This is a genomic window from Cellulophaga sp. (assembly GCF_039943695.1).
Taxonomy (GTDB): domain Bacteria; phylum Bacteroidota; class Bacteroidia; order Flavobacteriales; family Flavobacteriaceae; genus Cellulophaga.
In genome coordinates this window covers 42706-58124 of sequence record NZ_JBDVAA010000215.1, presented here as the reverse complement: position 1 = coordinate 58124, position 15419 = coordinate 42706, and the positions used below count along the sequence as shown (strand labels likewise).

The 15419-nt window shown below is 32.7% G+C and carries 8 protein-coding genes; 4 read left to right on the top strand and 4 right to left on the bottom strand.

Annotation, left to right across the window (positions count from 1 at the left end; all coding sequences use genetic code 11):
• Positions 1-265 precede the first annotated feature (265 nt).
• The 3 genes from mnmG to ABJD66_RS15680 are packed head-to-tail and all read right to left on the bottom strand — an operon-like array spanning position 266 to position 5940.
• The gene (mnmG, locus tag ABJD66_RS15690; RefSeq protein WP_348133375.1) at positions 266-2134 is read right to left on the bottom strand and encodes a tRNA uridine-5-carboxymethylaminomethyl(34) synthesis enzyme MnmG; all 1869 of its coding nucleotides are present in this window, start codon (positions 2132-2134) and stop codon (positions 266-268) included.
• A gap of 4 nt (positions 2135-2138) precedes the next feature.
• Positions 2139-2558, bottom strand: a complete 420-nt coding sequence (gene ybeY, locus ABJD66_RS15685; protein WP_348133372.1) for an rRNA maturation RNase YbeY — start codon at positions 2556-2558, stop codon at positions 2139-2141.
• A complete protein-coding gene (locus ABJD66_RS15680; RefSeq protein ID WP_348133369.1) occupies positions 2551-5940 on the bottom strand; it encodes a hypothetical protein in 3390 nt (1129 codons plus the stop codon). Before ABJD66_RS15680 ends, ybeY begins: the two co-directional genes overlap by 8 nt.
• A gap of 207 nt (positions 5941-6147) precedes the next feature.
• Between ABJD66_RS15680 and gltX the strand changes: the two genes are divergently transcribed.
• Positions 6148-7659 (top strand): glutamate--tRNA ligase, encoded by a 1512-nt coding sequence (gene gltX, locus ABJD66_RS15675; protein ID WP_348133366.1) that lies wholly within the window; start codon positions 6148-6150, stop codon positions 7657-7659.
• Between the two features lie 147 nt (positions 7660-7806).
• Complete coding sequence (locus ABJD66_RS15670; protein ID WP_100894396.1) at positions 7807-8760, top strand: SPFH domain-containing protein; 954 nt, start codon at positions 7807-7809, stop codon at positions 8758-8760.
• Positions 8761-9041: 281 nt separating this feature from the next.
• Here ABJD66_RS15670 and ABJD66_RS15665 read toward each other — a convergent pair whose 3' ends face one another.
• Complete coding sequence (locus tag ABJD66_RS15665; RefSeq protein WP_100894397.1) at positions 9042-10727, bottom strand: glutamine--tRNA ligase/YqeY domain fusion protein; 1686 nt, start codon at positions 10725-10727, stop codon at positions 9042-9044.
• Between the two features lie 254 nt (positions 10728-10981).
• Here ABJD66_RS15665 and ABJD66_RS15660 point away from each other — a divergent pair, with 254 nt between their 5' ends.
• Both ABJD66_RS15660 and ABJD66_RS15655 read left to right on the top strand, forming a co-directional pair.
• Positions 10982-13237: a gliding motility-associated C-terminal domain-containing protein gene (locus ABJD66_RS15660; protein ID WP_348133362.1), complete on the top strand. Its 2256-nt coding sequence runs from the start codon at positions 10982-10984 to the stop codon at positions 13235-13237.
• A gap of 7 nt (positions 13238-13244) precedes the next feature.
• On the top strand, positions 13245-15392 hold the full coding sequence (locus ABJD66_RS15655; protein ID WP_348133359.1) for a type IX secretion system membrane protein PorP/SprF: 2148 nt from the start codon (positions 13245-13247) through the stop codon (positions 15390-15392).
• The last annotated feature ends 27 nt before the right edge of the window (positions 15393-15419 follow it).

Here is a 15419-nt window from a genome sequence, read left to right as displayed (position 1 = left end):
ATCCATCATAAAAAAAAGGAAAAACACCATCTACTAAAAAGCATATTAAAGAATAAAATAAAGGGTTCTAAAAAAATTAAAAAACAGAGCTTTTACCAAAGCAAAAAAAGAACGCATTTTGCATTTAAAAAAACACACAATAAACAACTCTACTCTGCCGTTATAAGAACCATAAAAAAACATAAACCAGAATATATTTAAAAACAAAAAACCCAATTGTTCCACGTGGAACAATTGGGTAAATCTTATATGCTTTAAACTTAAATTACCTTCCCATAAACACAAGTAACACACTTATATCACTTGGAGAAACCCCACTAATTCTGGAGGCTTGCGAGATAGTAACTGGTCTAATTGCCTCTAATTTTTCACGAGCTTCATAAGACAAACTCTTTAGTTGTCTATAGTCAAAATTATCCGGAATTTTAATGTTTTCTAATCGTTGCAGCTTATCTGCATTGTTCTTTTCCTTGGCAATGTAACCTGCATATTTAACCTGAATTTCGGTCTGCTCCATCACCTCTCTATCTATGTTTTCTTGCTCAATAAATTGCGCTACAGCATCCAAAGATTTCATATGATCCATAGTAACATTAGGCCTAGAAAAACTCTTAAACATCTTATGAGATTGTTTAACTGGAGCAGAATTTACAGACTCTAAAATAGGATTTATATCCTCTGGAACAACACTTGTTTCTCTAAAAAAGTTTACAAATGCATCGGATTTTTTAAGCTTTTCTTCCATCCTTTTTAGTCTAGAATCTGATGCTAAACCTATTTTATGACCTAGTGGAGTAAGCCTAATATCGGCATTATCTTGCCTCAATAATGTTCTATATTCTGCTCTAGAAGTAAACATTCTGTATGGCTCCTCTGTTCCTTTTGTAATTAAATCGTCTATTAAAACACCTATATAAGCCTCGTCTCTATTCAGTATTAAAGGCTCGTTTTCTTTCACTTTTTGGTGCGCATTTATACCTGCCATTAGACCTTGACTTGCTGCTTCTTCATACCCAGTTGTACCATTAATTTGACCCGCAAAATATAGGTTATTTACAAGCTTGGTTTCTAGTGTATGCTTTAATTGTGTTGGCGGAAAATAGTCGTATTCTATAGCGTATCCTGGTCTAAAAAACTTCACATTTTCAAAGCCAACAACAGAGCGTAAAGCTTTAAATTGTACGTCCTCTGGAAGAGAAGTTGAGAAGCCATTTACGTATACTTCTACCGTATCCCAACCCTCTGGCTCTACAAATAATTGGTGCTTATCTTTGTCTGCAAACCTATTAATTTTATCCTCAATAGACGGACAATAACGCGGTCCTAAACTCTTAATTCTACCGTTAAACATAGGTGATCTATCAAAGCCTTCGCGCAATAAATCGTGCACTAAAGTACTTGTATGCGTCATATGACAATCTCTCTGATGAGCCAATGCATTGGTATTTGTATAGCTAAATTTCTCTGGAATTGCATCACCTGGCTGCACTATCATCTTAGAATAATCTAGTGATCTACCATCTACTCTAGGTGGTGTTCCAGTCTTCATTCTACCACTTTCAAACCCTAAGTCTACCAGTTGTTCTGTGATACCAGTAGCGGCTTTTTCACCTGCTCTACCACCACCTAATTGGCGTTCTCCTATGTGAATTAACCCGTTTAAGAACGTGCCATTTGTTAGTACAACAGCCTTAGATCTTATCTCAATTCCTAAGGAAGTTGTTACTCCACAGACCTTATCTCCTTCTATAATTAAGCCAGAAACCATCTCCTGATAGAAGTCACAATTGGGTGTTCTTTCCAAAGCTAAACGCCATTCTTCAGCAAAACGCATACGGTCATTTTGCGTCCTAGGACTCCACATTGCAGGTCCTTTTGACTTGTTTAACATCTTAAATTGTATAGCAGATTTATCAGAAATGATACCACTATACCCTCCTAAAGCGTCAATTTCTCTAACAATTTGTCCTTTTGCAATTCCTCCCATTGCAGGGTTGCAAGACATTTGCCCTATGGTTTGCAGGTTCATTGTAACCAACAAAGTTTTAGAACCCAAATTAGCCGCAGCAGCTGCTGCTTCTGCACCTGCGTGGCCACCGCCAACTACAATAACATCGTATTCTTTATCAAACATAATCTTAATGTTCCACGTGGAACAATTTAATTTTTTCTTCTTCTTTATTCCTCATTAATGCAGCTTCTTCAGTAGATTTATCCTTATAACCGGCTAAATGTAGCACTCCGTGAGCCATAACTCTAAGCATTTCTACATCAAAATCGACCTTAAAATCTACTGCATTTTCTTTAACTCGTTCTACAGAAATGTAAATATCTGAGCTAATTACCTTCCCATCTGTATAATCAAACGTAATAATATCTGTATAAGTATCGTGATCTAAATACTGCTGATTGATGTTTAACAGGTAAGCATCATCACAAAAAATGTAATTAATATCACCTACTAAATGCTCTTCAGAAGCTATTATCCTATTAATCCAATCGATATACTTGGTATTATCTTTTAGACTAAATTCTGTTTCATAATGAAAATCAATCATTGGTTTTAAAATATTTTTGCACTTTATTTTGATAAATTTGCTGCAAAGGTAGTGCTTGTCTATTTAAGATTTCTATTTCGTTACGATAATTCTCTAATGCTTCTGGCTTAGTCGTAATAGGATTACTAAACTTATTTTTTGCTTTATTAGCTTCTCTTGTACTTTTTTCTCCTTGTTTTAAAGCTGCATTTTCTAGCTTCAACAGCTGATGTTGTATGTTATTTACTTTAGACTTTGTTCTATTAGTAATGCCATTTTCAAGTAAATCATCTTCAAAATCTTCCATTTGTTGTAGCAGTTTTTTAGCCAAATTCTTATCTTCTTTAGCAATCATATCTTTTAATTGCTGTTCTAATTCTTGTCTAATTTTTTGTTGCTGCTTATAAATCTCATAGATTTCTTTTAATTCACCCTCGGATAAACCAGTTCCACCAGATCCTTTTTGAGAATCTTTTTCACCATTTTTACCTTGAGATCCTTGCTTACCTCCTTCTCCATTTTTACCTTTTTCACCCTCTTTACCGCCTTCTCCTTCCTTACCTTTTTCTCCAGATTTACCATTTTCTCCATCAGAACCCGGCTTTTCCCCACCTGGTTTGTCACCTTCACCAGGTTTTTTTCCTTCAGAAGACTTGGAATCTCCCTGTTTACCCATCTTATTTTTTAGTTCATTTTGTGCTTTAATAATATCTGGAAGTTGAAAACCTTTTCCTTTTCCTTGGCCTTGGCCGGAACCAGATTTCATACTCTGGTTCATATTATCTAACAAATTGGCAAGAAAATCTGCCAAACTATTAGATGAATTAAGCACATATTTTTGATTTGCAGTAGCTAAATATGACCTGTTTTCTGCAAGTTGCTCTAGTGATTTATCTATATTATAGAACACTTCTGTTATATCTTTATTTACTTTTTCTGATATTTCGGCCTGACGTAAAGACAATACAAAAAGACTATCATCTACGTGCTCAAACAAAGTACGTAACTCTTTTTGGCGTTTAATTGTGGTAGAAAACTTTGCAACATCTGTATCTCTAGAGCTTATATCTTCATATAATTGCTCTTGTTTAAAAGAAAAAATAACTAGATTTTCTAGAATTTGACGCAACATTTCTGCATCTTCAGTAATAGATTCACCACTAGCACCAGATGAAGATTGCTGCATTTGGCTGCTCATTTGCTTCATTTTATCTGCTGCAGACTTCTGTTTTTTAGCGGCTTTATTACTGGCTTTACTGTCAGATTTAGAAGAATTAACACTCCCCTGTTCTTTACTTAACTCCTCTAAAGCATCATTTTGATCTTGTTTTACATCATCTTGCTTACTCTTATCAGCCTTAATATCTAGCGGTTTTTGTAATTTTTGATTGTCCTTTTTTAGTTCATCAAGTTCCTTTGTTAAATCTTCAAAGGCTTTATTTAGATTTTCTTGATCTTTTATATCAGAATTTTGATCTTGTTTAAGTTCAGAAAGTGCTTCTTGCTTCTCTGCAAGCTTCTCTAAATCTTGACCTAACTGCGCCAATTTCTCTGTAACATAGTATTTTTTTGTTAATTCTAACAACTGTTCTAGGTTACGCTCACTGTTTTTTTGACTTTTTCCAAGCTCTTCTAAGCGTTTAGTTAACTCTTCTTTATTGATTTTATCGGCGACTTTGTTTAATTCTTCAAGTAATTTTTGATTCTTTTTTGCTTTCTGCTCCTGACGTTGTAGCCTTTCTTGTAATAATTTATTTTGTTTATCGTCTGTATTACTCTTTTGCAAATTCTCTTTTAACTGCTTGCTAAACTTTTCCATCATCTGCTCTTGCTGTTGTTGCTTTTGCAAATAGTCTTTAACTTCAGACTGTTCGGTATAATTTAAAGCAGCTTTCTCTTTTTGCTTGGTATTAAGCTCCTGTAATTTTTCTTTTTGTTCTTTAAAACTATCCAACGAATTATCTAGATTGTTTAACAATTGTTGTTGCTGTTCTAAATCATTATTTTTAAGAGCATCTTGATCTAACAACATAGTACTAAACACTTGACTTTTAGTACTTTTACCATTATGAATAGCATCATTATCTGTAGCAGAAAAATAAAAGCTATAATTAGTATTAGGCTCTAAATTAAGCCCAGAAGGAAATGTATAATAAAACTGATTTACATTACTTTTTGGAGTACTTATAGTAATAATTTGTTTATTATCTGGTTTATCTACAGGATAACAAACTAATTTTATACTCATCAGTTTATAATCGTCTGAAGCAGTACCAGAATAGTATAAAATATTAGGATTCAGGGTATCTTTAACCTGATTAACTTGTATAATAGGATTAGCATCTTTTATTACCGTAAGTTTATACCCTAATTTTTCAAAATTAGAAACATTCTCATTAGATGTGCTAATTATATAATCTGTACTATTATAAACTCTTTTTGAAGAAGAAAAAGAATTATCAATTTTATTAAAACCAATTATAGTATCTTTTAATCCTATAGAAATAGTACTAATGTGTGCTCCTTTTATGTTCCAAGTAACCTTTGTACCCTCAGGAAACGTAGCGTTTCCAGTACTTTTAATAGTTTCGGACTTTCTATTTGTATAAGCAGGATAAACCAATTCCATTTTAAAATCTTCTAAAAATGGAACATTAAGTACTTGTAAACTATACTGTTGAGATGTTACATCATTAGCCTTAAAATAAAAAGAAGAACTGTTTTGCGGAGCAACAAAAGTATACTCAAAAAAGCCATTATTTTCTTGTAAAAAAAGTTCTTTACCATCTACAACAATAGCTACATTTTCTGGTTTAATTTTACCCTGAGTAGTCAGCTTTAGTGTTAAATTTTCACCTTTTAAAACGGTTAACTTATTATTAATCAAATTAAAAGAAAAAGGTGCCGGTTTTTCAAAAGCCATTTCATAGTTAACAACTCTATCATAAGAACCAAATAAAGAACCTAAATTACCACTTAACCATACAAGCAGTAAAATAAGAATAGGCACTACCAAATACTTGGCGTATTTGAAATTTTCTTTAAAATTTATTGCTCTGACGAAAGGAACAGTATCTAAGTTTTGCGAACGTTGAGCAATACTTGCCAATAATAATTCTGATGAATTGGTATCTTCTGCTAAATCTAATAAATTATACAACTTATCTCCTACCTCAGGAAAATGTTTACCTATTAATAAGGAAGCATCTTTGTTTGTAATTCCCTTTTTAAGTTGAAATAAATAAAACAGCGGTGTTAAAATATAGGCATATAATAAGTAAATAGTTACTCCCAAAAGTGCAATTAATAGTAATAATCTACCTGTAGAATTAAACCATAAAAGGTACTCAAGCCCCAGTATTACTAATAAAGTAAGCAATCCAAAACTTAAAAAAAGAAGCACTCCTTTTAGTAATTTTTGGGTATAATACCTCTTAGTAAAGGCCCTTAATTTTTGTAAAATATGGTCTAAACTATTCAAAATGTGTAATATTTAATACCAAGATACCCACAGTTTAAGAAAAAGATAGAAAAAAATTGTTAAAAAGTGAGTATAACACTTTAATAGGACAAATAACTAACTGTATCTTTGTACATATAAATACAAATTATGAGTTCTAAAGTAAGAGTACGTTTTGCTCCTAGTCCTACTGGACCTTTACATATTGGTGGTGTGCGCACCGCATTATTTAATTACCTTTTTGCTAAAAAAAATGGTGGTGATTTTATTCTACGTATAGAAGACACAGATCAAAATCGTTTTGTAGAAGGTGCTGAACAGTACATAGTTGACAGTTTAAATTGGTGTGGAATTGGCTTTGATGAAGGTCCTGGTAAAGAAGGTAAATTTGGACCTTACAAACAGAGTGAACGTAAGCATTTATATAAAGAATATGCAGATAAATTAATTGAAAATGGTAATGCATACTATGCTTTTGATAGTTCTGAGAGTTTAGATGAACATAGAAAAAACCATGAAGCAGAGGGTAAAACTTTTATTTACAACTGGCATAATAGGTTAAAATTAAATAACTCTTTAGCATTAACTAAAGAAGAAGTAGAAGCTAAACTAGCTAATAATGAGGCTTTTGTAATACGTTTTAAGACTCCTGAAAATGAGAAATTAGAATTAAAAGATAGCATACGTGGCACTATGAATATAGATACTAATGTGTTAGATGATAAAGTACTTTATAAAAGTGATGGTATGCCAACATACCATTTAGCAAATATTGTAGATGATCATTTAATGGAAATTTCTCATGTAATACGTGGTGAAGAATGGCTACCATCTTTAGCGTTACACAAACAATTGTACGATGCATTTGGTTGGCAAGCTCCAGAATTTGCTCATTTACCATTAATTATGAAACCTGTTGGTAAAGGAAAATTAAGTAAGCGCGATGGAGAAAAGCTAGGTTTTCCTGTATTTCCGCTTTCTTGGAACGAGTCTACTGGTTATAAAGAAGAAGGATATTTTCCGGAAGCAGTTGTAAACTTTTTAGCTCTACTAGGTTGGAATCCAGGAACTGAACAAGAAATATTTAGTTTAGAAGAGCTTGTAAAAGAGTTTTCTTTAGAGCGTGTAAACAAATCTGGAGCTCGTTTTGATCCAGATAAAACCAAATGGTATAATACACAGTATTTACAAGCAAAAGATAATGCAGAAATTGCAACATTATTAATGCCTACTATTTTAGGTCATGTACAAGAAACTCACCCGTTAGCAAAACAAGAAACTGTTGAGCGTTTGGTAGGTTTACTAAAAGAGAGAGCAACTTTTGTAAATGACATATGGGATTTAGCAGATTACTTTTACATTGCTCCAACAGAATATGCAGAAAAAGGGGTTAAGAAACAATGGAAAGAAGGTACTCCAGACATTTTAAACCAATTGGTATATGTTTTAGAATCAATAACAGACTTTAGTTCTAGCAATACAGAAACAATTGTAAAACAATGGATTACAGATAAGGAATTATCTTTTGGTAAAGTAATGCCTCCTTTTAGATTGGTATTGGTTGGTGACATGAAAGGGCCACACGTATTTGATATTATTGAGATGTTAGGTAAAGAAGAAACTATTAAAAGAATAAAAAATGCTATTGAAAAATTAGCATAATCTACATAACATTTACTAAAAGCTACAAACGTAATTATGCGTTTGTAGCTTTTTTTTTATAAAAATGTAACATATCCCCTATTTTATCTACATATATATGTGCAGTATTTGTACATTTAAAACATAAACCTAAAACTTAAAAAAATTATGGGAGATTATTTATACATACCAATGATCGTATTTTTGGTATTTGTTATTTTTTCTGCAGCTTTCTCTGTTAAACAACAAAGTGCTGCTATTATTGAAACATTTGGTAAATTTAGTAGTATTAGACAATCTGGTCTACACTTTAAAATACCATTTATACAAAGAATAGCAGGAAGACTAAGTTTAAAAATTCAGCAGTTAGATGTAATTATTGAAACAAAAACTTTAGACGATGTATTTGTGAAATTAAAAGTTTCTGTACAATACAAAGTAATAAAAGATAAAGTGTATGATGCATTTTATAAATTAGATTATCCTCATGACCAAATAACATCTTATGTATTTGATGTTGTACGTGCTGAAGTTCCAAAAATGAAATTAGATGACGTTTTTGTTAAAAAAGATGATATTGCATTGGCTGTAAAAGCTGAATTGAATGATGCTATGATGGATTATGGTTTTGATATAATTAGAACCTTAGTAACTGATATTGATCCGGATCCGCAAGTAAAAATTGCGATGAACCGTATTAATGCTGCAGACAGAGAAAAAACTGCTGCACAATATGAAGGTGATGCTGCACGTATTTTAATTGTAGAAAAAGCAAAAGCTGAAGCAGAAAGTAAGCGTTTACAAGGTCAAGGTATTGCAGACCAACGTAGAGAAATTGCTCGTGGATTAGAAGAATCTGTAGAAGTATTAAATAAAGTTGGTATAAATTCTCAAGAAGCTTCTGCCCTAATTGTTGTAACTCAGCATTATGATACTTTACAATCTATAGGACAAGAAACAAATAGTAATTTAATACTATTACCAAACTCACCACAAGCTGGTAGCCAAATGTTAAATGATATGGTTGCATCATTTACAGCAAGTAACATGATTGGTGAAAATATGAAAAAAGCAAACAATAATCCTAAGCCCAAAAAATTAGATCAACCTAAAAAAGATTAATTTTTTAAGCAAGGCACTTAAATCAGAAAATCCGATAGAAAATTATATTTCTATCGGATTTTTTTATGTTACAATGCTAAATATTGTTTGTTAAAGCAAAACTTATAAAAAATGACCTCCTCAAAGGCTAAAAATCATTTTAAATATCAATTTTAAAACTTTAATAAGCAAGTCATATAAATAGTTTAAGCCTTTTTAAAAGTCCATTAAAAACGCTTAAAACAAGCCGTTTTTAATAGAAAATACCAATTAGTTTTTAATTAGTATCAGTAAAACTTATACTACTTCTTTTCTGCAATTTTTGCCCAAGAATCTCTTAAACCAACTGTTTTATTAAAAACTAAATTTTCTTGAGTACTATCCGTATCAATATTAAAATAACCTATTCTTTGAAATTGAAAACGGTCACCAATTTTTGCTTCTTTTAAACTTGGTTCTACAAATCCTTTAATTACTTGTAAAGCATTAGGATTTACAAATTCCATAAAATCTTTTTCTTTATGGGTATCCGGACTTTCATCTGTAAACAACCTATCATACAATCTAACTTCAGATTCTATAGCGTGTTTTACAGAAACCCAATGTAATGTTCCTTTTACTTTTCGTAAACTTTCTTCAGTGCCACTTCCACTTTTACTTAAAGTATCATACGTACATTGAATTTCAGTAATATTCCCATCGGTATCTTTTGTGCAAGATTCTGCCTTTATTATGTAAGCTCCCTTTAAACGTACCTCTTTACCAAGTTTTAGTCTAAAGAATTTTTTGTTAGCTTCTTCTCTAAAGTCCTCTTTTTCAATATAAATTTCTCTAGAAAAAGGTATTTTTCTACTGCCAGAATCAGCATCCTCAGGATTATTTTCTATGTCTAACCACTCTTCTTGTCCTTCTGGATAATTGGTAATAACCACTTTTACAGGATCTAGAACACCCATAACTCTAGTTGTAATTTTATTTAAGTGCTCACGTACATGAAACTCTAATAAAGACACATCTATAAGGTTATCCCTTTTTGCAATACCTATAGTATCTACAAAATTACGGATAGATTCTGGTGTATACCCTCTTCTTCGCATACCAGAAATAGTAGGCATACGTGGGTCATCCCAAGATTTTACAACTCCTTCTTCTACCAGTTTTAGTAATTTTCTTTTACTAACTATGGTATGACTTAAGTTACGTCTGGCAAATTCTCTTTGTTTAGGTCTTGTTTTTTCAGCATCATAAACTTGGTCTAAAAACCAGTCATATAACTCTCTATGCATAGCAAATTCTAGTGTACAAAAAGAGTGAGAAACTTGCTCTAAATAATCACTTTCTCCATGAGTCCAATCATACATAGGATAAATACACCAATCTGTATTAGTCCTGTGATGCGCTTTATGTAAAATACGATACATAAGAGGATCTCTCATTAGCATATTAGAAGAACTCATATCTATTTTAGCACGCAAAACGTGTTCTCCTTCTTTAAACTCGCCATTTTTCATACGGTTAAAAAGGTCTAGATTTTCTTCTACAGACCTGTCTCTAAAAGGACTAGCAACACCAGGAGTTGTAGGTGTTCCCTTTTGTTGAGCCATAGCATCAGAGGACTGACTGTCTACATATGCTTTATTTTGCTTTATAAGAAAAATTGCCCAATCATACAACTTCTGAAAATAATCTGATGCAAAGCACTCCTGCTCCCATTTAAAGCCTAACCAGGTAACATCTTTCTTAATTGCGTCTACATATTCTTGTTCTTCTTTAGCTGGGTTTGTATCGTCAAAACGCAGATTTACAGGTGCATTATAACGCAAACCAAGACCAAAATTTAAACAAATAGAACTTGCGTGTCCTATATGTAAGTACCCATTAGGTTCTGGTGGAAAACGAAAACGTAAATTCTCTTTTGAGAAACCGTTTTTCAGGTCTTCCTCGATAATGTGCTCTATAAAATTTAATGATTTTTCGCCTTCATTCATAGGATAAAATTAAGCAGTAAAGGTACAAAATAAGATTAATTATGGCGGTTAAAAATTCGGTCACCATACAATAATGCCATTTTCACAACAGATTTAAATACTACTACAACAATAAATTTATGAACAAGTTATAAACAACCATATTTGTTAAAGCAAATTTCGCACACGCGTTAAAATGTTTGCAAAAATTTTAAACGTTTAATCTAACTAACTATGTCCCCAGACAATAAAATAGTTACAAAAAAAATCATGTCATGAGAACAACACCTACTACATCTCTTTTGGTACTTTTATTGTTATTTACCTTTTCGGTAACAACAACTGCCCAAATTTTAAATGCTCCAGAGCCCATTGCCGACCCAAGCGGTGGTGGTTCTAGCGGATGGACTGCCGCTTGTGCGTCTTCCGGATTTAACTCTTACTGGGTAAATTTTACCTGGATTAATGCCCCAGCTGTAAACAGCGACAACAAATTTATTTTAGAATTATCTGATGCCAACGGTAACTTTGGTAGCCCTGTAGCACTTGCTACATTAGATGATAAGAATGCTAATTATGATTTTAACATTCAGTTTGCCTTACCTACAGATACTAGAGGTGAGAACTACAAAATACGAGTAAAAAGTACAAGTCCAGAAAAAGTGAGTCCAACAGCAGGGCCTTATTCTATGTACTATGTAGACTTTAACTCGCCAATACTAATGAGTCAAGATGGAAATGGCAACATACCATCTGGCGGAACAATAGAAGTTTGCGACGGGACAGCAATAACTATGGCTCCACATAATGTACCAAACGCCAGTACTTATTTATACAACTGGTATAGAAGCGGTACATTATTATCAGAAAAAGGACCTTCTTTAACAACAACACAAGCAGGTATGTATTCTGTACAAATAGACTATGGAACAATTTGTTCTGGTTCTGCAAGTACAGACTCTAACATTATAGAGGTTACAACAGGTACAAGCTTAGGTGTAGCATTAAATACACCAAGTAAAACAAGCCTTTGCTCTACAGAAACAGAAACACTAACAGCAAATATATCTGGACAAGGATTAACGTATGTTTGGTATAAAGACGATGTTGCTATTACTAGCCCAACCGTAGATAACCACACATATACAGTAGATGGTTCATCTGCAGGCTTTGAAGGTAACTATGCAGTAGAAATTAGTGGTACAGGAGCTTGTTTAGAGCGCTCTGCAACAGTTTCTATTACTACAGCATCTAATGTTACTTTAACTAGAGATAATGAGGCTAACCTTGTTATTTTACCAACTAAAACAAAAACATTACAAGTAACTAGTAGCAGTAGTGCTGTTACTTATGCTTGGTACAAAGACGGTACAGTAATTAGCGGTGAAACAACAAATACGCTAGTAGTTAATAGTGCAGGAGAATATTTTGCACGTATTACAGACAATGGAGGTAGTTGCCCATTTACTATAGATTCTGACAAAACAACAGTAGTAAGTCCAGCTTCTTTTAACATAGAAATAGATTATACAGCTGCTTACACAGACTGCCAAAATACAACAACAACATTAGATGTAAAAACAATTGAAGCTGTTGCAGCAGATGGAACAAAAACAGATGTTACAGCAGATTTAAAAAATGAATTTACATACCAATGGAAAAAGAATAGTGTAGCTGTTTCTGGTGAAACAAGTAACTCAATTTCTTTATCTGATATTACAACTAACGGAGATTACACACTAAACGCTAGTATTAGTGGTTATAGTGCTACAGATTCTAATACATTAGGTGTAGTATTATTAACGTCAGAAACAGTTACAATTGCAGCAAGTAGTGCTACTTTTTGTAACCCAAGCAACCCGGTAGTTATAAGTACTACAACAACTTTAGCAGGTGAAACATTTACTTGGTATAAAGATGGTGTTAGCTTTAATACTACAGATGAAACTTTAAATAGTACAGAAACAGGAACTTTTGTTCTAGAAGTACTAAAAAATGGCTGTCCGTTACGTTCTAACGAAGTTGTTATTTCTCCATTAAATGAAGATTTAATTACACTAGACAGCAGTGATCCAGTTATTCTTGTAGAAGGACAAACTAAAACAATATCTGCAAGCGGTGGTACAAGTTACCAGTGGTTAGATGCAGCTAATGTAGAATTAAGCACAAGTGCAACTGTTAGTTTAACAGCAGAAGGTACTTACACGCTTATAGCAAAAATAGACGACTGTGAAGTTATAAAACAATTTACAGTCTCATACAAAGATACTTTTAATGTTCCTAATGTAGTTACTCCAAACGGTGATGGTAAAAATGACCTATGGATACTACCAAATTCTTATTCTAATAACCCCAATGCAACTGTTATTATTTACAATAGTAACGGTGAAGAAATTTTAAATGAAAAAGGCTACAAGAACAATTGGCCAACTTCAACTATGAGTTTCCCTAAGCAAAATATGGTTTTTTATTATAAGATTCTTGATGACAAAGGTGGTCAAAAACAAGGGACTATAACAATCATAAGATAATCATAAAATGTTTAAGTTTAAGTACATATACTGTCTATTATTAGTGATGGTGCTAACCAATGTTAGTGCCCAAGAGGTTAATCCATACCTATCATACGATGTTCCATCGCAGAACCTTTTAAAATACAATAGGTTCTTAATAAACCCTACGTTTTCAACGGTAAGGGAAGACAAGTCGTACATAAACTTATTACATAGAAACCAATCGGTACAGTTTACAGATAATAATCAAAATTACTTTTTAAGTTATAGTGGTCGTGTTAACGATCGTACAGGTTTAGGTCTAAGTATATACCAGCAAACTGCTGGTACCTTAACAAACTATGGTGTATTAGCCAACTATGCTTATGGTGTAAAACTTAGTGATAAAAGTAATTTTACTTTTGGAGCTAATATGTCATACTACGCAAGTGGTTTAGATAAAAGTAGAGTAAATGCTGCCGATCCAGACGATCCGTTTTTAACAGGTCAAAGAGACAATTTATTACAGTTTCAGCCTGGTGTTAACTTGTCTTATGACAAATTTGATATTGGTTTATATGCAGAAAACTTATTTGATTACAATCTTAAAACAAGCGAATCTATAACAGAATTTGCAGATAAAACATTCTCTGGTCACTTACAGTACACACATCAATTTGATAAAACATCTGGTATTTTAGAACAAGGTAGATTAATGCCTTTGGCTAGAGTACGTAAAGCTGGTCAAGAAGATATTGTACTTGGAGGTAGCCTAATATTAGATTTACCTAAACTTGGATGGGCCCAAGTTGGTTATGATGACCATTATGGTGCCGCTGCAGGTTTAGGTTTTAATCTAAACAAAAGATTATCGTTAGGATATACTATGGAAAAAGGTATCTCTGGAGATCTAGATAACTTTGGTGTTACTCATGAAATATCTGTAGCATATTCTTTTACTCCTAATTTAACTGAAGATAGAGTAATGTTAGAAGATGATAGTGATGATGAATTAGCTTTTAATGAAGAAGATACAAACCTAGAGGAAGAATTAGAATCTGAAAAATTTGAAGAACTTAAAAATCGATTAGCAGAAAACGATCAGGTATTGGCAGAGCTAATGTATAGACAAGATTCTTTAGAAGTAAACAGACAAAGAGATCTAGAAACAAGGTTTGAAAGAGTGTTACGTATGGTACGTAGTGAAACTAAAGGTACAAGGCCTGACTTAGAAGAAAAGGCTAAAAAAATGTATTTCATTAATAATGATGATAATGCAGTTGCAGAAAACTCAAATAATAAACCAAATGGTATAGTAAAAGATGCAACTGATGTTGTTACACCTAATACCTCAACTTCTGGTTACCAAAATACAGCTAACAATAATCCTGACACTGCTGTAAAAAATTCAGCTGTTGTTAAAGATGCAACTACCACAAATAGTGCAATTGCTAACAATACTACTTCTACTGCTGTTAAAAAAACGGCTTCATCAATAAAAAGAAGAAAGTTTAAAAACTTAGATGGTGTAGAAGAGGGTTACTACGTAATTGCTAATGTTTACAAGGGTCAAGGTTACTTAAATAAATTTATAAAAGATTTAGAAGACAACGGACTTTCTGCAGATTATATTAAAGATCCAAAAACAGGACTTAAGTATGTGTACCTAGAAAGATATGATACTTGGAAAGAAGCAGAAGCAGCACATAACTCGCAACTTAATGGTGCATATAGTTATGATATGTGGATAATGAATGTAGATAATGGTACCAATACAGATAGTAGATATAACAATACTGCTTATGCGGGTACAACGCAAGATAAAACTAAAACATTAACAAGGGATAAGTACAGTAATGACAATCCTAAGTTTAGAAATCCTGTACAAAAAGACAATGTTGCAGGTGCTTTTCCAACGCCACAAGTTGTAAAATTCAACGGTGTAGATTCTGGTTATTACATTATTGCTAACGTATTTGCAAGTGCTAAAAACGCAAACAATTTTGTAAGGTTATTAAATAAGCAAGGCTTACATGCTAGCTATTTTATAAACCCAGAAAACAACTACAGGTATGTATACTTAAAAAAGCACGGTACTTGGAACAATGCTTTACTGTCTTACTATTCTAATATTAATAGCTCTTACCAAGATCGTATGTGGATTATGAGAGTAACTCAAAACAACATAGCGTAATGGATAAGATATTCTCTAAAATAATAC

Bases quoted from the DNA above. Each gene is read 5' to 3' on its own strand.
- mnmG (WP_348133375.1), bottom strand. From the start codon at position 2,134: ATGTTTGATAAAGAATACGATGTTATTGTAGTTGGCGGTGGCCACGCA.
- ybeY (WP_348133372.1), bottom strand. From the start codon at position 2,558: ATGATTGATTTTCATTATGAAACAGAATTTAGTCTAAAAGATAATACC.
- gltX (WP_348133366.1), top strand. From the start codon at position 6,148: ATGAGTTCTAAAGTAAGAGTACGTTTTGCTCCTAGTCCTACTGGACCT.
- ABJD66_RS15670 (WP_100894396.1), top strand. From the start codon at position 7,807: ATGGGAGATTATTTATACATACCAATGATCGTATTTTTGGTATTTGTT.
- ABJD66_RS15665 (WP_100894397.1), bottom strand. From the start codon at position 10,727: ATGAATGAAGGCGAAAAATCATTAAATTTTATAGAGCACATTATCGAG.
- ABJD66_RS15660 (WP_348133362.1), top strand. From the start codon at position 10,982: ATGAGAACAACACCTACTACATCTCTTTTGGTACTTTTATTGTTATTT.
- ABJD66_RS15655 (WP_348133359.1), top strand. From the start codon at position 13,245: ATGTTTAAGTTTAAGTACATATACTGTCTATTATTAGTGATGGTGCTA.